Origin of the sequence: Spongiibacter tropicus DSM 19543, from assembly GCF_000420325.1 — a bacterium.
Lineage (GTDB): Bacteria > Pseudomonadota > Gammaproteobacteria > Pseudomonadales > Spongiibacteraceae > Spongiibacter > Spongiibacter tropicus.
Map to the genome: position 1 here is coordinate 181069 of NZ_ATUS01000006.1, position 24104 is coordinate 205172.

The following is a 24104-nucleotide window of genomic DNA, read 5'->3' on the forward strand; positions in this document are numbered from 1 at the left end:
GCGGTGCCCACGCCCGTTTTCACTTAGCCCGTGTACCGAGACAGTGAACTCCAGAAGCCGAATTCCATCATCCCGGCGCCCTGCTGTTCACCGTCGGGGCCGCTGAGGGTGAAGGTCGACGGAACTTCCACCAGACCCAGCATGCGTCCCTGATCTTGGGTGTAGTCAAGCGTCTCGCGTTGCACAACAGTTTCCGGCCCCTGATACATGCCGTGCCGCCAATCGGGCTCCAGGCCATAGCCGGTGCCGGTGGTGAGGTAGGTTTGTAGCTTCGTGGGCCTGCCGCGCAGGGTAAGCGCGCCGCCGGGGGCATCGGGGAAGTGAACGACGCCCTCGGCAATGTCGGCGAGGAACGGTTGAGCCACGTTGAAGCGGTGCTCGTGCTCGGGCCGTCCCAGCCACTCAGGTTCACGGCTGGGGTCTTTCCATACGCGCATCGCTTCTTCAATGCTGCGTTGGCCGCCTTCCGTTTCGTTGATGATGTAGAGCAGCGCGAAATCATCGAACAGCACCGGGAAGTAATTCCACATGCCCTCCATTGACGGTGTCCCCGCATGGATACCTGCCGGTTCAGCTTCGCCTACCGGTCGCACTCCCCAGGAGCGGTCGCGGCTGCCGATAAAATCCTCGGGGGTGATTGCGAAGTGCTGGCCGTCTACGGTCAGTTCGCCCTGCCAGCGCCCCAGTTGTGCGAAACGCATGGTGTCAAACAGAACGCGGCCTTCCTTGCGGATGTAGTGGCGTGGCTCCAGAAAGGGGAAGTGCTCACCCTGCCAGGTCGCGTTCATGGTAATGCCGTTCTCGGCGTCGTCGCAGACAATCCGCAGGCGTTGAAGACCTTCGATAACCTCGATACGCAGTGGCCCAACCGAGATATCGCCGCGATCACTCAGGGGACGAGAGGCGCGAATGACATGGTGTTTATCCTTGTGGCGCACCAGCAGAAACGCATCTTGCACACCGAGATTGGGGTACTGGCCCAGTCCAAAGACGACGAACAATTCATCGCCTGCATTGTGCATATTGAAGTAATAGCGATCGTAGAAGTTGCGGTCACTGGTGCCGGTGTGACGAATGACATCAGCAATCTGGTGTAGTGGATAGTCGTCCATGGTGCTCAGCATGGCGGGCTCCTGTCTGGGTAATTGTTATCGTTGTTGTGTGACGGCAATGGCCGCCCGACTTTACTGTAGTGAGTCGCCGGGAGCGCGACAACCGTTAAAGCATGACAGAAAGTTAAGGTGCCGTAACTGGCGTGCAGGCCGCGGTGTCTGCTGCATTCGGGTAAACTCGCCGAATGATATGAATAAGGACAGAACATGTTTCGCTGGATGATGCTGTTTCTCGCGATGGCGCCCGCCATCACTCAGGCTGACACGCGTATTGGCCAGACCTCGGTCGACAGTCTGACGCTGACCTACCGTAACCCGCAGACCGGCACCGATCTGGATGCCTCACAGACACGGGTACTGATCGAGCAGCTTTATGCGAGTGAACTGCTGAATCTGGATGAGGTTCTGGCGGCGCAGGAGCTGGATGCCAGCGGCGCCCAGGGCGATGGTTTTAGCGTGATCAACCCCTATTACCCCCGTGCGGAAGCTGGCGATGTGCCCCTGCCATCGGCTCGTTCGGTCATGCAAAACGGGGAATTGATTCAGAATCCCGAGCAATACCCACAGCCCGCCGAGGGTTACGAGATGGTCGATGGCGAGCCGGCGTTCTACCAACAGGCAGCGGTCAGTCGCTGGTTCAGCGAGCTGCGCAACGGCGGTGCGGCGGCGGAAGAGGTTTGCGCGGTGGCCATGGACGCCGATGGGCGTCGCTACCGGCTGAAAACCTTTCCGACGGTCGATGCCGCCCTGCAGGCGGGCTGGCAGATTACCCACCAGTACCGCTGCGGAAGCTGTTCAAGCCTGCGGGACCTGGCGGCGTATATCGCCATTCCCGACATGACCCAGCCGGTTCGGGCCTGCTCGCAGCGGGGCCGCGGTCAACTCAGCAAGCTCGATGAGGTGAAGCAGTGCATTATCGAGGCGGTCGGTTTCACGCCCGCCTGTGCGGAAAGTTGGGCCTATAACGCGGTGCACACCGGCGCGGAGTGTGCCGGGCGCTGTATGCGCAGCTATGGTCGCGCCGGTCCCCTGCCCGCCCTGCTGCAGGGGGGGATCAATATTCTGCGCGGTCAGTACAGCGCCTGTCCGGCCAGTGTGGAGAGTGAGGATGCCGCGACCCGCGACGTGCTGGAGGCGCGGGGCTGTCCGCTGGACAACGAACAGACCGGCAAGCTCAATGATTGCCTGTGGTGTGATGAGCAGCTTTCCGGGCCGGGGTTCAAGTACAGCGCGGCCCGCACCCGCCGTGCCTCGGGCCTGCCGTCGGCGATTCCCCGGCCGAACGACCGCTTGTTCTATGAAGCCGACCACAGCCGCTATTTTTCCGGGCGCGCTGTATCCCCGGCAGGCGGGAACCAGCCGTGATCACCGATGCCCTGTTGCTGGTGGTCGCGGGCCTGCTGGCCGGGGCGCTGAATGCCGTCGCCGGAGGCGGCAGCTTTTTCACCTTGCCTGCTCTGGTGGCGCTGGGCCTGCCGCCGCTGATGGCCAATGCCAGTGGTACTGCGGCCCTTTTGCCGGGGTATATGGCCAGCGCCTGGCGCTTTCGTGGCGATATTCGCATGCCGGGCGATCTGTCGCTGTGGGGGCTGCTGCTTCTCGTGCTGGTTGGCGCGGTATCAGGCGCACTGTTGTTATTGCTGAGCAGTGAGCAACTATTCAGTACGCTGGTCCCTTGGTTGATGCTGTTGGCCAGTGTGATTTTTGCGCTCTCGCCGCGACTGCTGAAGAACCGGGCAACGGCGCCGACGTGGCTTGCCGCACTGACCCTGCTGTTGGTGTGTGCCTATGGCGGCTATTTCAATGGCGGTGTTGGGATTGTGCTGCTGGCGGCATTCGGTTTGCTGGGGCAGCATGATCTGCACGGTATGAACGGTCTGAAAAATGCCGTCTCGGCGCTGCTGACTTTGGTGGCGGTGGGGGTCTACGCGGCGGCAGGGCTGTTGGTTTGGAAGCCATTACTGCTGATGGCACTGGCCGCGTTGATGGGTGGCTATGTTGGCGCCGCGCTGGCTTATCGCTTGCCCGCTGGACCGCTCAGGGCGTTTATTGTCGCCTCCGGGCTGGTCATGGCCGCCGTGTTTTTTCTGCGCTGAAACGCTTTAGGAGAACCGCAATGACAGATGCGCCATACGGACAGGGCGATGCGTCCTATCAGGCCGCTGGCGGCTGGGAGGGCATCTGTGCGCTGGTCAATGCCTTTTACGATGTGATGGACAGCGCGCCGATGGCTGGTGATATTCGCGCCATGCACGCGGCGGACCTGAGCGAGGCGCGAGACAAACTGAGCTGCTTTCTCAGTGGCTGGCTGGGTGGCCCCAAGCGCTATGCAGAGCGTTACGGACGAGGTTTGGGGATTCCCGCTGTGCATCAGCATATGAAGATCGGGACCGCTGAACGCGATGCCTGGTTGTGGTGTATGCAGCAGGCAATTGACCAGCAGCCTTATCCGGTCGCTTTCAAAGAGTATCTCTACCGGCAGCTATGCGTGCCGGCAGAGCGGATTGTGCAGCGCTGCGCGTTGCACGCAGAGCCTTGACCCCAGTGGTATCACTGGGGCTATTGGCGTAGACGGTATTACTCAGGGCGCGGGCTTGTTGGCCGGGCGACGACGGCGTCGCCGTGCCGCGGGGGGACGCTGCCCATCGCGGTGTTCGCTGTGAGGGCGGCGCGCCTGCTGCGGGCGTCTCGCTTTGCCCGGAGCCGGCTGGCGGCGAGATTCCGGCAGGCTGTGCACCGCTTCGAAACCGTCGATCTCTTCCCGGCGCAGTGTCTGCTTAATCAGTCGTTCAATGGCCGAGAGCTGATCGAATTCATCGGCGCTGACCAGTGAAACCGCCTGACCGGCGGCTCCCGCGCGGCCCGTGCGGCCAATGCGGTGCACATAGTCTTCCGGCACATTGGGCAGGTCGACGTTCACCACATAGGGAAGCTGATTGATGTCCAGGCCTCGGGCGGCGATATCGGTGGCCACCAGTGCCTGAATTTTGCCGCTTTTGAAATCGGCTAGGGCTTTGGTGCGGGCATTCTGGCTCTTGTTGCCGTGAATCGGCGCCGAGGGAATACCGCGCTCGTCGAGGAAGCGGCTCAGTTTATTGGCGCCGTGCTTGGTGCGCGAGAACACCAGCACCTGATGCCAGCCGTTTTCTTCAATCAGCTTGGCCAGCAGGGCCGGTTTGCGTTTCTTGTCTACCGGGCAAATCCACTGCTCGACGCGTTCGGCGGTGCTGTTCGGCGGTGTCACCGACACTTCCACCGGATTGTTCACAATGCCTTTGGCGAGCTTGCGAATATCGTCGGAGAAGGTCGCCGAGAACATCAGGTTCTGGCGCTTGGCGGGCAGCAGGGCAAGGATCTTGCGGATGTCGTGGATAAAGCCCATGTCCAGCATGCGGTCGGCTTCGTCGAGTACCAGCACTTCCAGCTCGCTGAAACGCACAGCATTTTGCTGATACAAGTCCAGCAGTCGGCCGGGGGTGGCGACCAGAATGTCGGCGCCTTTGCGCAGCTTCATCATCTGCGGGTTAATCTTCACGCCACCGAATACCACGGTGGAGCGCAGTGGCAGGTTTTTGCCGTATTTCTGGACGTTCTCACCAATCTGCGCCGCCAGCTCGCGGGTAGGGGTAAGGATGAGCGCGCGCGCCTGGTTGGGCGAGGCCTGTTTGCCTTTGGACAACATTTCCAGAATCGGCAGGGTGAAGCCGGCCGTTTTGCCGGTGCCGGTCTGGGCGGCGGCCATCACGTCGCGTCCCTCAAGTACGGGGGGAATCGCTTTGGCTTGAATCGGTGAAGGGGTCGTGTAGCCGCTGTCGTTAACGGCGCTGAGAATCGGGGCCGACAGGCCCAGGGAATCAAACTGCATAGAATCTCTCGGTGTGAGGTGGGCGTCTGGCGCCTCACCGCGTCAGTGTGCTGACAACCAAGATAAACTGATCGGCGGCACGGGGCGGGGCAGCTTACTGGATTCGCGTCCTCGCTGCCAGCAACATTCCCATTGACTGGAATTTATCGCCGCCGGGGCTTCGGGTAGAATACGCCGCTTCTTCGGCGCACGCATGCCCCTAGCGCCCGCCTCAAAACAGGATTCAGCACCATGGCCGACGCCCAGCTCGTCAACGACATCAATACGCGCCGTACCTTTGCGATTATCTCGCACCCCGACGCCGGTAAAACCACCATCACCGAAAAGCTGATTCTGCTGGGACAACTGATTCAGGTCGCGGGCACCGTCAAGGGAAAGAAGAACGACAAGTCGGCGACCTCGGACTGGATGAGCCTGGAGAAAGAACGGGGCATCTCGGTCACTTCCTCGGTGATGCAGTTCCCTTACAAAGGACGCACGGTCAATCTGCTGGATACACCCGGGCACGAGGATTTTTCGGAAGACACCTACCGCACCCTGACCGCCGTGGATTCGGCGCTGATGGTTATTGACGGTGCCAAGGGTGTCGAGGACCGCACCATCAAACTGATGAACGTCTGTCGCCTGCGCGATACCCCCATTCTCAGTTTCGTGAACAAGATGGACCGGGATATCCGCGACCCCATCGAACTGTTGGACGAAGTGGAGGAGGTGCTCGGTATTGAAGCCGCTCCGATCAACTGGCCGATGGGGATGGGCAGCGAGTTCAAGGGCGTTTACAACCTCTACACCGACACCTTGCATGTGTTTCAGCCCGGTAAAGGCAGCGTGGTAGCCGAAGATATTCGCATTGAAGGGCTGGCCAGCGATGAGGCAAAAGCGCTGTTGGGCGACGAGTACGATAACTACCTCGACGAAATTGAACTGGTGCGCGGCGCCAGCCACGAATTTGATCAAGCGGCATATCTGGCCGGTAAACTCACGCCGGTGTTCTTTGGCACCGCGCTGGCGAATTTTGGCGTGCGGGAAATGCTTGATGGCTTTGTCGACTGGGCGCCCGCACCGCTGAATCGCAGCACCGATGTGCGTGAGGTTGAGGCGACCGAATCGGGTTTTACCGGCTTTGTATTTAAGATCCAGGCCAATATGGACCCCAAGCACCGGGACCGTATTGCTTTTATGCGCATCTGCTCGGGCACCTATAAAAAGGGCATGAAAATGCGCCACGTGCGCCTTGGCAAGGATGTGAAAATCGCCGATGCGGTGAGCTTTCTGGCCGGGGATCGGGAGCTGGTGGAAGAGGCGGTATCCGGGGACATTATCGGTCTGCACAACCACGGCACCATTCAGATTGGCGATACTTTCACCGAAGGCGAGGCGATGACCTTCACCGGTATCCCGCACTTTGCCCCGGAACTGTTCCGCCGCATTCGCCTGAAAGACCCGATGAAATCCAAGCAGCTGCAAAAGGGCTTGCAGCAGCTTTCCGAGGAAGGCTCCACACAGGTGTTTATGCCTCAGCGTAACAGTGACCTGATCGTCGGCGCGGTCGGGGTGCTGCAATTTGATGTGGTGGCCTACCGTCTGAAAGACGAGTACAAGGTTGAGGCCATCTACGAGCCGGTGAACATCCACACTGCCCGCTGGGTGGAGTGCGATGATCCCAAGGCCTTTGAAGAGTTCAAGCGCAAATGCGCGGACAACCTCGCCATTGATGGTGGCGGTCACCTGACCTATCTGGCGCCGACCCGCGTTAACCTGTCGCTCACTGAGGAACGCCATCCTGAAGTGCGTTTCCGCGCGACCCGCGAGCACTGATGTCTGTCTGAAAGTTCAGTGAGTCGCGACACGACTCGCTGGAAATGTGATGTTTTACCAGTTTGCAAAAGCCGGTGGACGACATTCGTTCACATAGGGTTAAGGCTGTGCTTCTATCCTGTACCACGGTCAATTAGCCCGGTGCAGGCAGCCCCTGCAGACAGATAAAACAGATGGAGAATCCGATGAAAAATTCCGTGAAGAACAGTGCGCTGGCAGTGCTGCTGATGGCTGTTGGAAGCCTGGCCATGGCCGATGGTGGTTTCAGTGGCAAGCTGGGACTGGGCGGTAAAGCCGGTGACGGCGAGGCATCGGCGAACGTCGACGCCAACGTCAATCTTGGCATTGGCGACAAGCTGGAGAAAGCCAAGGCGAAGAAAGAAGAGATGCAAAAAGACGCCGAAGCTCGTCAGGCCCAGGCTCAGGCCGATGCTGAGGCCCGTCAGGCCGCTGCCGATGCTGAGCGTGAGCAACGCAAAGCGGCTGCTGAAGCCAAGCGCGAACAGATGAAACAGGAAGCTGAGGCTCGCAAGGCAGAAGCCAAGGCCAAGCGCGAAGAGATGAAGCGCGAAGCAGAAGCGCGTCAAGCGGCCCGCGAAGCCCAGGCTGAGGCGGATGCCAAAGCTCGCGAAGAGCGCAAGGCCAAAGCCAAGGCGGAAATGGAAGCGCGCAAAGAAGCCCTGAAGAAAGCGGGCGATATGAAAGTGAATGCTGAAGTGAACGTCGAGGCGAAGTGATCGCCTTTATCTCGCGTCATCCTCTGAATCCTTCGATGGTGTAGAGAAAACAAAAAGGGCTTCCCGATGCGGAAGCCCTTTTTGCTTGGTGGCGCGGCTTGAACCGTTATCGCCAATTCCCGACAATAGCGGCTTTTACCGGAAGCCCTCCCGTGAGCAAATCTTCCCCGTCTACCTCGCTGCGCCTCGATCGTTTTCTGGCGACGGTGACGGACTATTCCCGCAGCGAAGCCAAGCGGCTGATCAAGAATGGCGACATTACGCTGGATGGCGAAGTGTTGAGCGACCCGCGACAAAGCGTGGACGCCGACGCCGATGTGCGTTTGCGCGGACAGTCACTGCGCAGTGCAGAGCCGCGCTACTTTATGCTGAACAAGCCCGTGGACTACGTGTGTGCTGCGAGGGATCGCCGGCACTTAACCGTGCTGGACCTCCTCGACGAGGATAATCCGGAGCGCCTGCACGTGGCCGGGCGGCTGGACATCGACACCACCGGCTTGGTATTGCTCACTGACGATGGCAACTGGTCCCACGCTATCACCTCCCCCAAGAAACAGTGCTGGAAACGCTACTGGCTGCGCACCGCTGAGCCGATCGACGCAAGCGCCGTGGCGCGCTTTACCAAGGGCGTGTTTCTCAAGGATGACAAGCTGCGCACGCAGCCTGCCGAGTTGGAGATTATTGGCCCCTGCGAAGCCCGTCTGCGATTGTCCGAGGGGCGTTATCATCAGGTCAAACGCATGTTTGGCGCACTGGGCAATGCGGTGGTCGAGCTGCACCGCGAGGCCATTGGCGATATTGAGCTGGATGAGGCACTGGCCGAAGGCGAATATCGTCCATTGACGACGACAGAGCGCGACAGCGTGTGGAGCGATGGATAATGAGTGACGAAGTACTCAACTGCCTGCACCGGGCGCTGGCCGAGGCTGACGGGCCGGTGTGGTGGTTTGCCGATGAACAGGTTGTCGCGCCATTGCCGCGCGCCCGCGAAGATGTGCAGGTGTTCTGCAACCGTGTGGATACTGCCGAGGCGCTGAGGACCGCCGGTTTTGTCGTGCATCTCGGCGACTTTGCTGTTGAACAGGCCCCATTGAAACCGCAGACGGTGGTGTATCGGGTGTCCAAGGAACGGCCCTTGGTGAATATGCTGATCAACGCCGCGATGACGGCACTGCCGGTTGGCGGGCGTCTGTTGCTCAGCGGCTACAAGAACGATGGTTTGAAAGGCTATGCGGACAAAACTGCGAAAACCTTTGCCGCCGAGCGCGTGGTCAGAAAAGGCGATAGCGGTGCCTACCTCGCGGAAATTACCAAGCGCGCCGACAGCGCGGCGCGGCTGCCCGATAAAGACTACCGGCAGTTGCGGCCGATCTGTGAGGAGCCGCTGTTGTACAGTAAACCCGGTATTTACGGTTGGGAAAAAATTGATCGCGGCAGTCGCCTGCTGATCTCACAGTTGCCAGACTTTGTGGAAGGTCTGACGACGCCGGTTCATCGCATTGCCGATCTGGGCTGTGGCTACGGTTATCTGAGTGTGGCTGCCAATGAATATTTCCCGAATGCGCAATGGCTGCTGACTGATAACAATGCGACCGCGCTGCTGGCGTGTGAGAAGAATATGGCCGCCCATGGAATGGTGGCTGAGTGTGTGCTCACCGACTGCGCCGACGGGGTGAGCGGGCCGGTGGATGTACTGCTGTGCAACCCGCCGTTTCATCAGGGCTTTGCCATTGAAGGTGGGCTGACCGAGCGTTTCCTGCAAGGTGCTGCACGGCTGCTGACGCCAACTGGGCAGGCGCTGTTTGTGGTGAACCAGTTCATTCCACTGCCGCGTTATGCCGAGGCACTATTCGGGCAGTGCAAGCTGCTCTGTGAGCAGGACGGCTTTCGTGTGTATGGCCTGAGTGCTCCGCAGGTTTAAGCCTGCGGAGCGGGGGTTTCAAGCGGCGCAGCGCCATCTGCGGGTGCTGTTCCCTCAGGGGCTGGGGGATTCAGCAGTTCGTCGGGAATCTCCTCGGCAGTGGGGATTTCGTCCAGCTCTCCGTCGCAGGCGCTGCCTGCATACAGCGCGCGTTTGACCAGTCCCTGAGCGAGCAGTGACAGCCCGCCGGTATAAATCGCGGCGCCGGTCGACAGACCGCCGGTGAACATGCCGCTGGGGTCCGCTTCCACTCTGGGACGGCTGAACGTGCCGCCGAGGCGAACCAGGCCGGCCGCTGCGCCCACATTGATACCCACCCCTTTACGGGCAATCGGCGAGACGCCCAGCCGCAACTCTTCCTTGGCAAGATCGATGTGGCCGGTGCCGATGATTTTACTGCCATCGGTTTCCAGTGCGATGCCGTCCTCACTGACGAAGCGACCATTTTTCCCTTTAAAGTGCACCGCGACGCATTCAATGTCGGTGTTTTCCCGCTTTTCACTGAAAGGGTTAAGCTTGTCGAAGGTCTCGGTCAGTACGTCGCTCCCGATCAGGTTAAGGGCGTTACCCTTGGCTTCCAGGTCGGTAATTTTGATGTCGAGCTGCCCGTCCAGTGAGCCGGCCAGTGCGGCGGGACTATTCCCCTTGCCGTCGAGTTTAATGCGGATTTTACCCTTGCCGTTGCGGATACCCGCCGCCTTTTCCAAACCGAGAGCACCGTAGTTGCTGCCATCAATTTTTAATTCGGTGCTGATTGTCGGCTGCTCTCCGTTGGCGTCGAGGCGGGCGCGGATAAAGGCTTCACCGCCGTCCACATAGAGTCGACTGTCGTCCAGTTGCAGCACGCCGTTATTCAGGGTGGGTTTGAGCTCCGCCTTGTTGATCACCAGATAGCCGGTATCGACGTCTTTCAGCGAAATGTCCAGCTCGGCATTCATCTGCTGAAGCGCATCGAGTACCAGCGGCTCCTTGCTGAGCAGCTTACCGTTCTTGGCGCTTTGGGTTTCGCTGCTTTTATCTTCGTCGGCCGTGTCTGCTGTCGCTGTGGCGTTCGGGTCCTGAAGGAAGTCCATCGAGGCATTGCTCAATGAAAGCTTGCCCTTCAGCAACGCCAGTTTATCCTCGTTGCCCGGCTGGTACGTCACGCTCAGCTCGGTGCTCTGCTCTCCCAGCTCGGCGCTGCCGGTCAGCCGATATTCGCCGTTGTCGGTTTCCACGTCGGCGTCTATTGCCAGTGCCCCGGCTTCCTGCCAGGGCAGCAGGGCCAGCGCCCAGACTTCCGCACTGCGCGGGGCTTTGGTGTCCAGTTTCAGACTGTTGCCGGGCAGGCCGTTCAGATTGACCTCGCCGTCGGCTTTCAGTGTCAGGGCCTGCTGGCGAAGATCCAGTGCCAACTTGGCGTCCGCCCCCTCCGTTTTTGTGGAGAGTGGCGTCAGCGTCAGCGTGCTGTCCAGGTCGGGAACGCGGCGATCGGTTGCTGTTTCAACAAGCTCTGCCGCTTTCAGTTTGACCTCTATGGCATCTTGAATGGCCACTTCGCTATGCAGCTCGCTGACTGTCCAGCCGCTGGCACTCAGTGCGGCGACATCCAGCGTGAGAGCCACTTGGCGATTGTCCATCCATGCCCAGTCCATGGGCGCCTCTGAATCATCGTCGCCTGACTCAGCGGCTGGCGCTTCGCTGTTTTCGTCGTCCGGCGCGGGACTGAAGGCCGACAACAGTGCATCGATATCCAGTTTGGGGCTGCTCAGCAGGGCGCTGATGGTATTGAGGTCCGGTGACAGGCGCAGTTCTCCACTGAGCTGATTTTCTCCCACCGCCAGCTTCAGGGGCTTTAACTCATAGTCGGGCAGAATCGTCAGCGTGGTGCTGAGCCGACTGGGGGGCAGGGCCGGGGCGTCGATATCTGCCAGTGTCGCCAGTTGATCGAGCTTTTCAAGCTTCAGTGCCAGATCGATGCGGCTGCCTTCCAGTGTCGGGCCGAGATCGAGGCGGCCTTCACTGCTCAGCTCGGCATCGGCGTGGCTGAGGCTGAGGCTGTAATCCAGAATGGCGGCCATCGGGTCGAAGAGAATAATGTCGCCGCGCAGGGTAAAGCGCTGCTTTCGGTAGTCCAGTTCCACGACCAGTTCGCCATTGCCCTGCTCCAGTCGTTCACCGCGAACTTCGGGCAGGGTCAGTTGATAATGCTCGCCATTGGCGCTGGTAAATTGCAGCTGCGTATCGCGCAGTAATATGTGGTCAAAGCTGAAATCGCCGGGCAGGGTAATGGGGGAGGGTGCTTCGCTTTGCTCGCTGTCCTCAGTGTCTGCCGTTTCGTCGGAGGACGCTTGCAGGGTTGCCGTCAGCCAGTTCACCTCGCCCTTGTCGTTGGTGGCTACCCGAACATTAAGGCCCTCGCTTTCGACGGCCCAGAATGGACCTTTGCGAAACGGTGAGGCCAGCAATTGCAGGGACAGGGAGTCCAGGGTGAGCAGCGTGGGCTCGGGCCAGTTGGGGTTGCTGATTTTCAGCCCGTCAATATTCAATCGCAGCGGAGAACGGTGTGAGTCAAGCGAGTCAATTTCAATGTCGAGCCCCGCGAAACGCTCGCCACCGGCGTGGATCGCACCGCGCAGCAGATTGGGTTTAATCAGAACCGTGGTGATGGCGGCCAGTATCAGCAGCAGGGTAATGCCGATACCCAGTAGAATTTTTTTCAACATGATGATCGTCTTGTGTTGCCATTGCCGGTAGTGCGAGCCAACAGTGTGTAAGCTCGCAGGGCGATGTGCAATACAATAGCCCTCCTGTGTCTTATCTTAGCTCGCGGAATTCACCATGCTTTGGCCCAGTTCTCTGCTTTCAGGTCGCCTGCTGCGACGCTACAAGCGCTTCCTCGCTGATATCGAACTGGATAACGGCGAAGTGCTGACCGTTCACTGCCCCAACACGGGGGCGATGACCGGGTGTGATTTGCCCGGCAGTCGCGTCTGGATCAGTCACAGCGATAATCCCAAGCGCAAATACGCGTACACCTGGCAGCTGGTCGAGGTGGCGGGACAGCGCATCTGTATTCACTCTGCACTGGCCAATACGGTGGTGGCGGAGGCACTGGATGAGGGTGTCATTGGCGAATTGGCGGGTTATGAGGGCTATCGCCGCGAGCAGCGTTTAAAGGAGGGCAGTCGTGTGGATTTCCTTCTTCATGGCAAGGGACTGGCGGCCTGTGCACTGGAAGTAAAGTCGGTCACGCTGCATGTCGGTGGTGGCGAGGGGCGTTTCCCCGATGCCGTGAGCCAGCGCGCCCGACGTCACGTTCTGGGTTTGCAGGCCAGGGCGGAAACCGGTGAGGCGGCGGGATTGATGTTTGCCGTCTTGCATGAGGGAATTGAGTCGGTCGCGCCGGCGGCGGAGATCGACCCCGCCTATGCCGAAGCGCTGGCATCAGCCGCCAAGGCCGGCGTGAAGGTGCTGGCGTACCGGGCGAGTATTGATCCCGTTACGGGGATGCGTCTGACGACGGCGGTGCCGGTAGCGCTTTAGCCCGCCTCGCTCAGAATTTCGTCCAGTAGCAGGGCGCCGTTTTCAACCCGGCAGCGCAGTGCTTGCAAGGCATCGCCGACACAGGGGCCGGATACGCACTCGCCGTTTTCAATCAGAAACAGCGCGCCGTGGGTGGCGCATTGAATCAGGGTTTCCTCCACGTCGAGGAACTGATCTTCCTGCCAATTCAGTTCGATACCGAGGTGCGGGCAGCGGTTGCGGTACAGGTAGACCTCGCCGTGCTGTCGCACCGCGAACAGCGCGTGTCCTTCGTATTCCAGGCTCTTGCTGCCGGGGTCGGGAATATCCTCAATCTGGCACAGTGTGGTCACAGGTCTTCATCTCCGGCGGGTTCGGGCGAGGCGATACCCAGCTCGCGCTCCCGGGCAAAGGCGTGGCGGATCGCGGGCAACATGCGATCGACGGCCTCGCGGCCCTCGGCAATCGCTTCGGCGGCGCCACCGAAATCCAGCAATCCAATATGACCGAGTCGCGGCCAAAGCATTATGTCGGCGGGTTCCCCGGCAAGACGCGAGCGGGTAATCCGATCCTGCATAATATTGATAGAGCTCATCATGACCCCGAGGGTGCCCGGCGGCTCCGGCTTTTTCTCGGTCGGCGAACGCCAGTTATTGGCGGCTTCCTTTACGCTGTTGGCAAAGCGAGAGAATGCCGCGGCGAATTGCGATTCCTCGTCACCATCGGGCAGGGGGGGCAGTTCGTCTTCGGACTCCTCTTCCTCTACCTGCTCTTCGGCTTTGCTGGTCTCGGGCGCGCGGCTGTCCCGGTCAACTTTGCGGCGTCCTACCAGATCGCTGTTCAGGTCGACGCCGATAGTGATATCCGCGCCCAGTGCGCGGCATACAGAAACGGGCACAGGATTCACCAGTCCGCCATCAACCAGCCAGGAGTCGCGGTAGCGCACCGGCGTCAAAATGCCGGGGATCGCCATCGAGGCCCGCACGGCATCCCAGATGGGGCCACGCTGTATCCAGACCTCTCGGCCCCGATACAAATCCGTGGCGACGGCGGCGAAGGGTAATGGCAAGTCTTCGATGTCGGGATTGCCGTACTCTGCCATAAAGTATTCGATAAGACGTGTCGCGTGGGCGACGCCACCGGCGGCGGTCAGGCTGACGCTCATGTAGTGAAAGACCTGGGTACTGCTCAACGATTGTATCCATTCAGAAAAATCGTTCAGATGCCGCGTGAGGTAGCAACCGGCGATCACCGAGCCAATCGATGTGCCCACAACAATGTCGGGGCGAATCCCCAGTTCTTCCAGACGCTGTATAACGCCGATGTGAGCCATACCCCGCGCTGAGCCGCTGCCCAGCGCCAAGGCAATTTTCTTACTGCTGCCTGTGTGTGATTCCACAGAATGCTCTCCCGGTTTTGCGGCGGTATCGTTGCCGGTAGTATGATGCCACGACAGTAAACGGGCACGCTAATCAATACGGGCGGGAATGAGCGACTACCAACTCAGTAAAGCGCTGCTGACCGGGCGCGATGATGCCGTTATGGTCGGGGTGTTGGACCGTCCGGTGCATCGTGCCCTGGTGGCACCGTTCCAGGCACTGCGTGACGATGCTGCCCGTGCCGGCTTTGACTTGCGCATCGTCAGCGGTTTCCGCAGTTTTGATCGCCAGTTGGCGATCTGGAATGCCAAGGCCAGCGGCCAGCGGACGCTGCTGGACAGTCGTGGTTGTGAACTTGCCTTTGAAACGCTGGACGAATCGGCGCTGGTTGATTGCATACTGCGTTGGTCGGCGCTGCCCGGCGCGTCCCGCCATCACTGGGGCAGCGACATTGACGTGATTGATGCGGCCGCTGTGCCGGATGACTACGAAGTGCAGCTCACGCCCGCTGAAGTAAAAGATGACGGTCCCTTCGCACCCATGCATGACTGGTTGGACAAGCAGTTGAGCAACGGTGCCGGATACGGCTTTTTTCGGCCGTATAACGAAGATCGTGGCGGCATCGCGCCGGAGCGCTGGCACCTGAGTTACGCGCCACTGTCTGCGCGTTGTGAGGCGGCGCTGCGTCCCGCCGTTTTGCGGCAGCAGCTCGAAGACAGTGAATTGCTATTGAAGGCGAATGTACTGGCACGGCTGGATGAGCTGTTTCGCCGGTATGTGTCGGTGCCTGCTGAAGTCTACCCCTCGGCGTACGCACCACTGCTGGTGGAAGGAGAAAGGGAGTGAGTTTGACCGTAGAACAGCTTTGGACGGCGATGTTGGCCGAGGCGGAAGCCTTTGGGCGCAGCGAGCCGGTACTGGCCAGCTTCTACCATGCCAGCATCCTCAATCACGGCAGCTTTGCCCGTGCACTGAGTTTTCAGATTGCCTCCAAGCTGGGCTGCGACTCTGTGCCCGCCATGCTGATCCGCGATGTGGCCGCCGAGGTCTATGTGGCCGATCCCGATGTGCTGGCCTCGGCGGTCGCTGACATCTGTGCACACTACGATCGCGATCCCGCCTGCGACAACTACGGCATGCCGTTTTTATACTTCAAGGGCTTTCAGGCAATACAGGGCCAGCGTATTGCCCATTGGCTCTGGAGACAGGGGCGCGAATCTCTGGCGCTGTTTCTTCAAAACCGCATTGCAACGGTGTTTGATGTCGATATCCACCCGGCTGCCCGCATTGGCGCCGGTATCATGGTGGATCACGCCACGGGTGTGGTGATTGGAGAAACCGCGGTCATCGGCAATAACGTCTCCATGCTGCACTCGGTTACGCTGGGTGGTTGCGGCAGTGGCCGCGGGCCCCGACACCCGCAGATTGACGACGGGGTGCTGATTGCTGCCGGTGCCAAAGTGCTGGGCAATATCCGCATTGGTGAGGGCGCCAAAATTGCTGCCGGCAGTGTGGTGCTCAATGCCGTGGCGCCACACACCACCGTTGCGGGCGTTCCCGCTCGGCCTGTGGGCACGACGTCCAAAGACATTCCCGCCTTGAATATGGATCAGCAGATCAACGGCGACGGCTGACCCCGCTTTTTGAACCCAGATCACGGAATTCGGCATAGCGGCTTGATTATTTCGTCAGAGCGGTTAGATTACACATGTTTTGTATTGTGACGTTGCGCAGTTGCCTGCAGCGTTGTCGACTGACCCCATAATAAGAAAAGCAAAAAAGACGAGGTGCTTGTGAGCGTTAAGCTACTGGATAACAAGGCTTTTTACGGCTACAGAGTACGCCGTACCGTTGCCGGCGAACTGTATCAGGAATATTTTTCGCTGAAAAAAGACGGCAAGCGACTGGATGGTCGTGCCATGAAAGTTGTGGAAAAGGAAGCCATTGCCCGGGATGAAGAGCTAGAAGCCCAACAGCGACGCTTTTTGGAAGAAACCAAGGAAGACCGCTGTTTCAAACCGGACGGTACGGTTCGCGGCATCAGCTATCTGCTGAAAACGGAGAAGAGTGGCAATCTCACCCCTATTTTTCAGGTGGGCGTTGCCTCTAAGCTGGAAAACAAAACCGTGTGTACCAGCTTCTCGCTCAATGCGCATGGCAGTGAAGAGGCCTGGCAGAAGGCGGTTGAAGCCTACGCGAGACACAAATCCATTCACAAAAACTCCAAACTGTATCAGCGCCTGCTAAAGGCCAAGCCCAACGTCGCCAGCTAGACCTCAGGCCGCCAGCAGGCGGTCCAGGCTGCGCTGGCGAAGCGGTTTGACGGCGGCCACCGCCAGCAGCAGCAAAGAGCCAATCGCTATCCATTGCGGCAACATGGCGCTGTGGCTGCCGTGGGCAACCGCAATTTCCCAGCCGAACTGTGCGATCAGGGCGTCCAGAATCAATCCCGCGGCAATGCTGAGCGTCGATACCGTACCGAGGTAGGCGATCAGCGCTCGCTGTCCCAACTCCTTGTAGACCATGCCTACGGCTGCAATATTGCTGGCGGGGCCCGCCAGCATGAAGACCAGTACCGCACCCGGAGAGACCCCTGCAAGCAGCAGGCCCGCCGCGATCGGCGTTGAGGCGCTGGCGCAGATGTACATGGGAATGCCGATCAGCACCATCACAATCATTGCCAGCGGACCGCGTCCCCATTCGGCCAGCCAGGCCTCGGGCACGAAGGTCTGAACGGCCGCGGCAAAGAACATCCCGACCAGCAGCCAGGGCAGCATATCTTCCAGCAGACGTCCGAAGGTAAAGCTCAGTCCCTGCTTCCAACTGGTTTTGGATGCGGCTTCGGCTTTCTTGCTGCTGCAACAGCAGGATTGCTCCTCTTGCTGTTTGACCGGGGCACTGTGGTCGGCCCAGCCGGTAAGCAGACCTGCGGCTATTGCGTTAATCACGGCAACGACAGGGCGAGCGATGGTCAGCACAGGACCGAGCAGCCCATAACTCAGGGAAATCGAGTCGACGCCGGTTTCCGGTGTGGAGATCAGGAACGACGTGGTGGCCCCCTTGGAGGCGCCAGCCCGTCGCAGCCCCAATGCCACCGGCAGAACGCCACAGCTGCACAGTGGCATGGGGGCGCCCAGCAATGCGGCCTTGACCACCGGGCCGACGCCGGGTCCGCCGAGCTGTTTCTCGAGCATCGCCGTGGGCAGCCAGGCTTTCATCAAACCGGCGAGAATCAGACCGAAGACCAGCAGGGGCGCGGCGTCCAGGCTGAGCAGGTAGAGGTTTTCCAGAAATGCCATCATCGGGCGCGCTCCATTGCGGGCTCTTCAGGTTCTAGGGCGTGAAGAATGCTGCAGTGGTCGGCGGGGACATCGCCGCCACAGCAGGCGTGAACGACTTTGCTCAGTGCGTCGCGCATGGCTTGCAGTTCGGCAAGTTTGCGATCGACCTGAGCCAGCTTGCTCTCGGCAATGCTACGCACGTCGCCGCAGGAGTTGGCGGTGGGATCAACGCGAATTGCCAGCAATTCGCGAATATCCTCCAGGCTGAAGCCCATGGTTTTGGCGCGGAGAATAAAGGCCAGTTGGCGCTCAGATTGATGGTTGTAAAAACGGTAGCCGTTGCCGCTGCGCCCGGTGGCCTGAAGCAGGCCCTCGCGCTCGTAGTAGCGCAGTGTTTCCACGCTGCAGCCCAGGCGGTTAGCGAGTTCGCCGATACGAAGTTGACTCATGGTGCGCTCCTGAAAGTGGGGAACATGGGCCAAGCATAAACCTTGTAGATTACTATAGGGTCAAGGGTTGTCCGGTGGAAAGAGGCAAATTGTCGCGGCCCAAAAAAAAGCCCGGCAGACCTCGCGGTGTGCCGGGCTTTTGCGTGGTGTGTCGCTTAGCCTTTATAGGCTGCAGCGGCTTTTTCCACTTCGGCCATGGCTTCGGCGCTGCCTGCCCAGCCGTCAACTTTCACCCACTTGCCTTTTTCGAGGTCTTTATAGTTCTCGAAGAAGTGCTCGATTTGCTGGATCAGCAGCTCGGGCAGATCAGAAGGCTCTTTGACGTCTTTGTACAGTACGCTCAGCTTGTCGTGGGGAACGGCCAGCAGTTTGGCGTCCTGGCCAGCTTCGTCGCTCATGTTCAGGATGCCGATAGGACGGGCGCGAATCACAGAGCCGGGAACCACGGGGTAAGGGGTAACAACCAGTACATCCAGTGGGTCGCCATCTTCAGACAGGGTGTTGGGGATGTAGCCGTAGTTGGCGGGGTAGAACATCGGGGTTGCCATGAAGCGGTCAACCATCAGTGCGTCGTAATCCTTGTCGATTTCGTACTTGATGGGGCTGCTGTTAGCGGGGATTTCGATGGCAACAAAGATGTCGTGTGGCAGCTCTTTGCCTGCCGGAATAGAGTTGTAGCTCATGGTGGTCGTCCGTTTCTTGTGAGATTGCGGGGTTGAAAAATTCGCGAGGATTATAAACTGCTGCGAGGGTGATTACCAAAATTGGCGCACGCTGTGGGCCGTAGAGCTTGTTCGGGTCCGGTGATACCATGCCCACCACGATTATCGGCCGAAGCAGACGCAATGCACATTCATATTTTGGGAATCTGCGGCACCTTTATGGGTGGCCTCGCTATTCTGGCGCGGGAGCTGGGGCACCGCGTGACCGGGTCCGATGCCAATGTCTACCCGCCCATGAGCACACAGCTCGAAGCGCAGGGTATTACCTTGATGGAGGGCTATGATCCCAGTCATCTCGATCCGGCGCCGGATCTGGTGGTGGTGGGTAACGCCATGTCGCGAGGTAACCCGGCGGTGGAGTACGTGCTCGAGCGCGGCCTGCGCTATACCTCCGGCCCTCAGTGGCTGAGTGAGCAACTGCTGCAAGACCGCTGGGTACTGGCCTGTTCCGGCACCCACGGCAAAACTACCACCAGCAGCATGCTGGCCTGGGTGCTGGAAGATTGCGGCTACCAGCCGGGTTTTCTGATTGGCGGCGTGCCCGCCGATTTTGGTCAGTCTGCCCGTCTGGGTCAGTCCGATTTTTTTGTCATTGAAGCCGACGAGTACGACAGCGCCTTCTTCGATAAACGTTCCAAGTTTGTTCACTACCGCCCGCGTACCCTGATTATCAATAACCTCGAATTTGACCACGCCGATATTTTTGATGATCTGCACGCGATTCAGCGCCAGTTTCACCACGTGGTGCGCACGGTGCCGGGCACCGGGCGAATCATCGCTCCGGATAAGGTCGCGTCTATCGACGAAACGCTGGCGATGGGCTGCTGGAGCGAAGTCGAGCGTTTTGCCTGCGATGATGACTGGCAGAGCCGCGATGCCAGTGCCGACTTCTCGCGCTTTACGGTCTGCTTTAAAGGGCAGCCATTGGGTGAAGTCTGCTGGTCTCATACCGGCGCACACAATGTCGCCAATGCGCTGGCGACGATTGCCGCTGCACGTCATGTCGGCGTGCCACCCGAAAGTGCCATTGCCGCATTAAACCGTTTTCAGGGTGTTAAGCGGCGTATGGAGCTGCTCGGCTGTATCGACGGTATTTCGGTGTATGACGATTTTGCCCACCACCCGACGGCTATCGAAACCACCTTGCAGGGGCTGCGTGGGCGGGTGCAGGATGGCGGTCGGATTTTTGCGTTGATTGAACCGCGCTCGAATACCATGCGTATGGGTATTTATCGCGACCGGCTGGCGGCCTCGACTGCGGCGGCGGACGAGGTGCTTTGGTATCAGCCGCCCGGTTTGGATTGGTCGCTGGATGCGGTTATCGCGGGCAGTCAGGTGCCCGCTCGCTTGAGTACGGATCTCGATGACTGTGTCGCGAGCCTGACGGCGGCGCTCAAGCCGGGCGATCATCTGGTGATAATGAGTAACGGCGGTTTTGGCGGCGTTCATCAGCGCCTGCTGGAATCGCTCCGCAACAGGAAAACGGCATGAAGGCTGTCACGCTCGCCATCACCGGCGCCTCGGGCGCACAGTACGGTCTGCGCCTGTTGGAGTGTCTGCTGGCGGCGGGCTGCCCGGTGCATTTCATGATTTCCAAGGCCGCGCTGCTGGTGGTGGCCACCGAGACTGACCACACGCTGCCCGCAAAGCCACAGGCCCTGCATGCGTATCTTGTCGAGCGTTTTGCCTGCCCGCCTGAGCAGTTGCAGGTTCACGGTCCGGAAGACTGGATGGCGGCTGTAGCCTCGGGCAGTGGTGCGCCGACGCGGATGGTGGTCTGCCCGGCCAGCACCGGCACGCTCTCGGCTATTGCCTGCGGTGCCAGCAATAATTTGATTGAACGCGCCGCAGATGTCGCGCTCAAAGAGCGGCGGCAGCTGATTCTGGTCACGCGGGAAATGCCCTTGTCCAGCATTCATCTGCAACATATGCTCAGCCTCAGCCAGATGGGGGCGACGATCATGCCCGCGTCTCCCGGCTTTTACCGCCGTCCGCAGTCGGTGGACGACATCGTGGATTTTGTGGTGGCGCGAATTCTCGACCACCTCGATATTGAACAGAGCCTGGTACCCCGTTGGGGGGAATAAACCGACTCGCCATGGGCGCTGCCAAGCCCGCTTACAGAGAATAAGGAACGACAATGACAGCGCGCCTCGCCGGCCTTTACCAAACGCTTATTCTGCGCAATGCCCTGTGGGTGTTGATTCTGCTGTTTGGCCTGATTGCGTTTCTGGGCAGTTATGTTCCCCAGATGAAGCTGGACGCGTCCTCCGAAGCACTGGTGTTGGAGGGTGATACCTCGCTGGATTTCTTTCGGGAGATAGGCAAGCGCTATCAGACCGAAGAATTCCTGCTGGTGACCTATCAGCCCGAGGCGGATTTGTACGCGCCGGAAACGCTGGATACGTTGGCAAAGTTGCGCGATGAGCTGGCAGAGTTGCCGGGCGTGTCGAGCATCAACTCGATTCTCGATGTGCCGCTGTTGCAGAGCCCGCCGGTCAGTATCAGCGATGTGACCTCCGGCAATATCCCGATGCTCAGCAAGGGCACTGCCGATGTGGAAATGGCGAGGGAAGAGTTTGCCAATAGCCCGATCTACCGTTCCCTGTTGACCAGCCCGGACGGCAGTACCACCGCCCTGCAGGTCAATCTGCAGCGTGACGAGCGCTACTTTGAACTGGTAAACGAACGCGATGCCCTGCGTCAGCAGGCCAAGCTTGAAACGCTGAGCCCGGAGCAGCAGGCAGAGCTGGAGCGGGTCGAAAATATCTTCGACGACTATGTCACCGAGGTGCACGAGCGTCAGGAGGTGCTGGTCGCCAAGGCGCGCGACGTGCTGGATGGCTATCGCGACGGTGCCCGCCTGTTCCTCGGTGGTGTGCCGATGATCTCTGTCGACATGATCGACTTTGTGAAGAGCGATCTGAAGGTGTTCGGCAGTGGCATTCTCGCCTTCATTATTTTCCTGCTGCTGGTGATTTTCCGCAGTCCGCGCTGGGTACTCATTCCTCTGCTCAACTGTGTGGCCACCGTGGTCTTTATGATGGGGCTGCTGGCCTTCCTCGATTGGCGACTGACGGTGATCTCCGCCAACTTTGTCGCACTGCTGCTCATCATCACGCTGGCGATCACCATTCACCTGGTGGTGCGCTACCGCGAAATTGCCGCGCTGTCGCCCAGTAGCAGCCAGATGGAGCGGGTCAGCGAAACCGTGCGCGTGATGGCCAAGCCTTGTTTTTACACCGCGCTGACAACGCTGGTGGCATTCGCCTCGCTGGTGATCAGCGGTATTCGTCCGGTGATCGATTTTGGCTGGATGATGACGATGGGGGTGACCTCAGCGCTGCTGCTCAGCTTCCTGATCCTGCCCTGTATTCTCATGCTGCTGCCGACCCGCGATGAAAAAGGCGGCGACAGTGGCGACGCATCGTTGACGCTGTATTTTGCCCGTGCCACTGAACGTTTCGGCGGTACCATTATCACTGTGTCGCTGGTGATGCTGGTGGCGAGTGCCTGGGGCATCAGCCAGTTGAAAGTGGAAAACCGGTTTATCGACTACTTCCACGAAGACACCGAAATCTATCAGGGCATGGAGACCATCGACGCCGAACTGGGCGGCACCATTGGTCTGGATGTGATTCTGGATCGCCCTGATGTGGCATCGGCGCCGTCCGACGGCGGTGAATTCGACGACGCCTTCTCCGAAGACTTCAGCAATGCCGACGATTTTGCCCCGCCGCAAGATGATTTCGCCGACGATTTTGGCGAGGACTTCGGGGATGACTTTGGCGGTGGCGCTGCCAGCTCTCCGCAGAGCGAGTGGTTTACTGTGGCCGGTATGCGCCGGATCAAGGAGGTGCACGATTACCTCGATAGCCTGCCCGAAACCGGCAAAGTGCTGTCGCTGGCGACCTTCTATGAACTGATGCAGCTTGTCATGGGTAATGTCGATGACCTGCAACTGGCACTGGCGCAGCGTTCGCTGCCCGAGTCGATCACCAATATTCTGGTCGATCCCTATCTGTCGGTAGAAGCCGACCAGGCGCGGATCAGTCTGCGCGTGAAAGAAACCAGCCACAGCCTGCACCGCGACCAGTTGCTGAAAGACGTTCGTCAACACCTGATTGACGAACTGGGTTTTGAGGAAGATCAGGTGCGCCTGACCGGCCTGCTGGTGCTGTACAACAATATGCTGCAAAGCCTGTTTACCTCGCAGATATTGACGCTGGCGGCGGTATTTGTCGCGATTCTCGCCATGTTCGTGGTGCTGTTCCGCAGCTTCAGTCTGGCCATGATTGCGCTGACGCCCAATCTGCTGGCCGCCGGTGCAGTGCTCGGCGGCATGGGGCTGGTGGGTATTCCTCTGGATATGATGACCATTACCATCGCGGCGATCACTGTCGGCATCGGTGTGGACGATACCATCCACTACGTGCATCGCTTCCGTTCGGAATTCCCTAAAGACCGTAACTATCTCGCCACCATGTACCGCTGTCACGGCAGTATCGGCAAGGCCATGTACTACACCTCGGTCATCATCGTGTTCGGCTTCAGTATTCTGGCGTTGTCCAACTTCACGCCGAGTATCTACTTTGGCCTGCTCACCGGCTTGGCGATGGTGGCGGCGCTGATGGGCGCCATGCTGTTGCTGCCCAAGCTGATTCTGCTGGTGAAACCGCTGGGGGCGGAAGACGCCAATGGCCGCTGATCGCCAACAAGACTATCCGCTCTTCCCCTTGCGCTCGGTGCTGTTTCCGGGCGGGCGCATGGCGCTGCGGATTTTCGAACAGCGCTATCTCGATTTGGTGCGTAGCACCCTGCGGGAGCAAGCCAGCTTTGGGGTGATTCACCTTCACCAGGGCAGTGAAGTCAACGGCGACGACCAGCGCCCGCAACTGGCCGTGGTCGGCTGCGAGGCCCACATTGTCGACTGGGATCAGACTGATGATGGATTACTGGGGCTGGTGGTGGAAGGCGGTCGCCGTTTCCGTCTGCACAGCAGTGCGCAGGATGCCAGCGGTCTCCACCGCGGGACCGTGGAGTGGCTCGACGAAGTCGAGGATATTCCTTTGCCCGAAGAGGCCGATGAGTTGGCGGCGTTGCTGTCGCAGTTGCTCGATCACCCCCACGTGCAACGCATGGGGATGAGTGGCGAGGTCAGCGGCACAGGCGACCTCGTCAATCGGCTCGCACAACTGCTGCCACTTGAACCTGCCGATGTGTACCCCTTGCTGGAAGTGGATGATCCGCTGCAGCGCCTCGATGTTTTGCACGAACTGCTGGAGCGCGTCTCCGGCTAGGTCGGGCCCGTCCGCG

23 protein-coding genes are annotated in these 24104 nt (G+C 59.6%); 15 read left to right on the forward strand and 8 right to left on the reverse strand.

The window, feature by feature from the left end:
* Positions 1 to 23: 23 nt before the first annotated feature.
* The gene (locus G411_RS0118490) at positions 24 to 1124 is read right to left on the reverse strand and encodes an Rv3169 family protein (RefSeq protein WP_022960678.1); all 1101 of its coding nucleotides are present in this window, start codon (positions 1122 to 1124) and stop codon (positions 24 to 26) included.
* A 195-nt stretch (positions 1125 to 1319) separates the two neighbouring features.
* On the opposite strand from G411_RS0118490, the gene G411_RS0118495 reads away from it, so the two are divergent.
* Genes G411_RS0118495 through G411_RS0118505 form a run of 3 tightly spaced genes read left to right on the forward strand, consistent with a single transcriptional unit; the run spans position 1320 to position 3651 of the window.
* Positions 1320 to 2477 carry a hypothetical protein gene (locus G411_RS0118495; protein WP_022960679.1) on the forward strand — a complete coding sequence of 386 codons (1158 nt, stop codon included), beginning with the start codon at positions 1320 to 1322 and terminating at the stop codon, positions 2475 to 2477.
* Positions 2474 to 3208 (forward strand): sulfite exporter TauE/SafE family protein, encoded by a 735-nt coding sequence (locus tag G411_RS0118500; RefSeq protein WP_022960680.1) that lies wholly within the window; start codon positions 2474 to 2476, stop codon positions 3206 to 3208. Before G411_RS0118495 ends, G411_RS0118500 begins: the two co-directional genes overlap by 4 nt.
* Positions 3209 to 3228: 20 nt before the next feature.
* A complete protein-coding gene (locus G411_RS0118505) occupies positions 3229 to 3651 on the forward strand; it encodes a group II truncated hemoglobin (protein WP_028968596.1) in 423 nt (140 codons plus the stop codon).
* A 42-nt stretch (positions 3652 to 3693) separates the two neighbouring features.
* On the opposite strand, the gene G411_RS0118510 is transcribed toward G411_RS0118505, so the two are convergent.
* The gene (locus tag G411_RS0118510) at positions 3694 to 4977 is read right to left on the reverse strand and encodes a DEAD/DEAH box helicase (protein ID WP_028968597.1); all 1284 of its coding nucleotides are present in this window, start codon (positions 4975 to 4977) and stop codon (positions 3694 to 3696) included.
* A 231-nt stretch (positions 4978 to 5208) separates the two neighbouring features.
* Here G411_RS0118510 and G411_RS0118515 point away from each other — a divergent pair, with 231 nt between their 5' ends.
* From G411_RS0118515 to G411_RS0118530, 4 genes are all read left to right on the forward strand, one after another.
* Positions 5209 to 6795 (forward strand): peptide chain release factor 3, encoded by a 1587-nt coding sequence (locus G411_RS0118515; RefSeq protein ID WP_022960681.1) that lies wholly within the window; start codon positions 5209 to 5211, stop codon positions 6793 to 6795.
* Positions 6796 to 6980: 185 nt separating this feature from the next.
* Complete coding sequence (locus tag G411_RS21180; protein WP_022960682.1) at positions 6981 to 7532, forward strand: hypothetical protein; 552 nt, start codon at positions 6981 to 6983, stop codon at positions 7530 to 7532.
* A gap of 152 nt (positions 7533 to 7684) precedes the next feature.
* Complete coding sequence (gene rsuA / locus G411_RS0118525; RefSeq protein ID WP_022960683.1) at positions 7685 to 8413, forward strand: 16S rRNA pseudouridine(516) synthase RsuA; 729 nt, start codon at positions 7685 to 7687, stop codon at positions 8411 to 8413.
* The gene (locus tag G411_RS0118530; RefSeq protein ID WP_022960684.1) at positions 8413 to 9453 is read left to right on the forward strand and encodes a class I SAM-dependent methyltransferase; all 1041 of its coding nucleotides are present in this window, start codon (positions 8413 to 8415) and stop codon (positions 9451 to 9453) included. Before rsuA ends, G411_RS0118530 begins: the two co-directional genes overlap by 1 nt.
* Here the strand turns inward: G411_RS0118530 and G411_RS0118535 are convergent.
* Positions 9450 to 12158, reverse strand: a complete 2709-nt coding sequence (locus tag G411_RS0118535) for an AsmA family protein (RefSeq protein WP_022960685.1) — start codon at positions 12156 to 12158, stop codon at positions 9450 to 9452. The genes G411_RS0118530 and G411_RS0118535 overlap by 4 nt on opposite strands.
* A 115-nt stretch (positions 12159 to 12273) precedes the next feature.
* Between G411_RS0118535 and sfsA the strand changes: the two genes are divergently transcribed.
* Positions 12274 to 12978: a DNA/RNA nuclease SfsA gene (sfsA, locus tag G411_RS0118540; protein ID WP_022960686.1), complete on the forward strand. Its 705-nt coding sequence runs from the start codon at positions 12274 to 12276 to the stop codon at positions 12976 to 12978.
* Here the strand turns inward: sfsA and G411_RS0118545 are convergent.
* Both G411_RS0118545 and G411_RS21185 read right to left on the reverse strand, forming a co-directional pair.
* A complete protein-coding gene (locus tag G411_RS0118545; protein ID WP_022960687.1) occupies positions 12975 to 13310 on the reverse strand; it encodes a Rieske (2Fe-2S) protein in 336 nt (111 codons plus the stop codon). The genes sfsA and G411_RS0118545 overlap by 4 nt on opposite strands.
* Positions 13307 to 14356: a patatin-like phospholipase family protein gene (locus G411_RS21185; protein WP_022960688.1), complete on the reverse strand. Its 1050-nt coding sequence runs from the start codon at positions 14354 to 14356 to the stop codon at positions 13307 to 13309. The genes G411_RS0118545 and G411_RS21185 overlap by 4 nt, the downstream gene beginning before the upstream one ends.
* An 88-nt stretch (positions 14357 to 14444) precedes the next feature.
* Between G411_RS21185 and G411_RS0118555 the strand changes: the two genes are divergently transcribed.
* The 3 genes from G411_RS0118555 (at position 14445) to G411_RS0118565 (ending at position 16609) form a co-directional block, all read left to right on the forward strand.
* A complete protein-coding gene (locus tag G411_RS0118555; protein WP_022960689.1) occupies positions 14445 to 15182 on the forward strand; it encodes a M15 family metallopeptidase in 738 nt (245 codons plus the stop codon).
* Positions 15183 to 15211: 29 nt separating this feature from the next.
* Positions 15212 to 15970: a serine O-acetyltransferase gene (cysE, locus tag G411_RS0118560; protein ID WP_037510072.1), complete on the forward strand. Its 759-nt coding sequence runs from the start codon at positions 15212 to 15214 to the stop codon at positions 15968 to 15970.
* A gap of 159 nt (positions 15971 to 16129) precedes the next feature.
* Complete coding sequence (locus tag G411_RS0118565) at positions 16130 to 16609, forward strand: hypothetical protein (protein ID WP_028968600.1); 480 nt, start codon at positions 16130 to 16132, stop codon at positions 16607 to 16609.
* 3 nt (positions 16610 to 16612) lie between these two features.
* Here the strand turns inward: G411_RS0118565 and G411_RS0118570 are convergent, their stop codons facing one another.
* The 3 genes from G411_RS0118570 to ppa form a co-directional block, all read right to left on the reverse strand.
* Positions 16613 to 17638 (reverse strand): SO_0444 family Cu/Zn efflux transporter, encoded by a 1026-nt coding sequence (locus tag G411_RS0118570; protein WP_022960692.1) that lies wholly within the window; start codon positions 17636 to 17638, stop codon positions 16613 to 16615.
* On the reverse strand, positions 17635 to 18066 hold the full coding sequence (gene zntR, locus G411_RS0118575; RefSeq protein WP_022960693.1) for a Zn(2+)-responsive transcriptional regulator: 432 nt from the start codon (positions 18064 to 18066) through the stop codon (positions 17635 to 17637). The genes G411_RS0118570 and zntR overlap by 4 nt, the downstream gene beginning before the upstream one ends.
* Before the next feature lie 155 nt (positions 18067 to 18221).
* Positions 18222 to 18749: an inorganic diphosphatase gene (gene ppa / locus G411_RS0118580; RefSeq protein WP_022960694.1), complete on the reverse strand. Its 528-nt coding sequence runs from the start codon at positions 18747 to 18749 to the stop codon at positions 18222 to 18224.
* 162 nt (positions 18750 to 18911) lie between these two features.
* Here ppa and mpl point away from each other — a divergent pair, with 162 nt between their 5' ends.
* From mpl to G411_RS0118600, 4 genes are read left to right on the forward strand one after another with little or no spacing between them, the layout of a single operon-like run.
* Positions 18912 to 20279 (forward strand): UDP-N-acetylmuramate:L-alanyl-gamma-D-glutamyl-meso-diaminopimelate ligase, encoded by a 1368-nt coding sequence (gene mpl / locus G411_RS0118585; RefSeq protein WP_022960695.1) that lies wholly within the window; start codon positions 18912 to 18914, stop codon positions 20277 to 20279.
* A complete protein-coding gene (locus tag G411_RS0118590; RefSeq protein WP_022960696.1) occupies positions 20276 to 20875 on the forward strand; it encodes a flavin prenyltransferase UbiX in 600 nt (199 codons plus the stop codon). Before mpl ends, G411_RS0118590 begins: the two co-directional genes overlap by 4 nt.
* Before the next feature lie 53 nt (positions 20876 to 20928).
* A complete protein-coding gene (locus G411_RS0118595; protein ID WP_022960697.1) occupies positions 20929 to 23496 on the forward strand; it encodes an efflux RND transporter permease subunit in 2568 nt (855 codons plus the stop codon).
* Positions 23486 to 24088: an LON peptidase substrate-binding domain-containing protein gene (locus tag G411_RS0118600; protein WP_028968602.1), complete on the forward strand. Its 603-nt coding sequence runs from the start codon at positions 23486 to 23488 to the stop codon at positions 24086 to 24088. Before G411_RS0118595 ends, G411_RS0118600 begins: the two co-directional genes overlap by 11 nt.
* The last annotated feature ends 16 nt before the right edge of the window (positions 24089 to 24104 follow it).

Coding starts and splice junctions, on each gene's coding strand:
- G411_RS0118505 (WP_028968596.1), top strand. CDS start 3,229: ATGACAGATGCGCCATACGGACAGGGCGATGCGTCCTATCAGGCCGCT.
- cysE (WP_037510072.1), top strand. CDS start 15,212: ATGTTGGCCGAGGCGGAAGCCTTTGGGCGCAGCGAGCCGGTACTGGCC.
- zntR (WP_022960693.1), bottom strand. CDS start 18,066: ATGAGTCAACTTCGTATCGGCGAACTCGCTAACCGCCTGGGCTGCAGC.
- G411_RS0118495 (WP_022960679.1), top strand. CDS start 1,320: ATGTTTCGCTGGATGATGCTGTTTCTCGCGATGGCGCCCGCCATCACT.
- G411_RS0118530 (WP_022960684.1), top strand. CDS start 8,413: ATGAGTGACGAAGTACTCAACTGCCTGCACCGGGCGCTGGCCGAGGCT.
- G411_RS0118490 (WP_022960678.1), bottom strand. CDS start 1,124: ATGCTGAGCACCATGGACGACTATCCACTACACCAGATTGCTGATGTC.
- G411_RS0118555 (WP_022960689.1), top strand. CDS start 14,445: ATGAGCGACTACCAACTCAGTAAAGCGCTGCTGACCGGGCGCGATGAT.
- G411_RS0118595 (WP_022960697.1), top strand. CDS start 20,929: ATGACAGCGCGCCTCGCCGGCCTTTACCAAACGCTTATTCTGCGCAAT.
- ppa (WP_022960694.1), bottom strand. CDS start 18,749: ATGAGCTACAACTCTATTCCGGCAGGCAAAGAGCTGCCACACGACATC.
- G411_RS0118590 (WP_022960696.1), top strand. CDS start 20,276: ATGAAGGCTGTCACGCTCGCCATCACCGGCGCCTCGGGCGCACAGTAC.
- G411_RS0118535 (WP_022960685.1), bottom strand. CDS start 12,158: ATGTTGAAAAAAATTCTACTGGGTATCGGCATTACCCTGCTGCTGATA.
- G411_RS0118570 (WP_022960692.1), bottom strand. CDS start 17,638: ATGATGGCATTTCTGGAAAACCTCTACCTGCTCAGCCTGGACGCCGCG.
- sfsA (WP_022960686.1), top strand. CDS start 12,274: ATGCTTTGGCCCAGTTCTCTGCTTTCAGGTCGCCTGCTGCGACGCTAC.
- mpl (WP_022960695.1), top strand. CDS start 18,912: ATGCACATTCATATTTTGGGAATCTGCGGCACCTTTATGGGTGGCCTC.
- G411_RS21180 (WP_022960682.1), top strand. CDS start 6,981: ATGAAAAATTCCGTGAAGAACAGTGCGCTGGCAGTGCTGCTGATGGCT.
- G411_RS0118515 (WP_022960681.1), top strand. CDS start 5,209: ATGGCCGACGCCCAGCTCGTCAACGACATCAATACGCGCCGTACCTTT.
- G411_RS0118510 (WP_028968597.1), bottom strand. CDS start 4,977: ATGCAGTTTGATTCCCTGGGCCTGTCGGCCCCGATTCTCAGCGCCGTT.
- G411_RS0118600 (WP_028968602.1), top strand. CDS start 23,486: ATGGCCGCTGATCGCCAACAAGACTATCCGCTCTTCCCCTTGCGCTCG.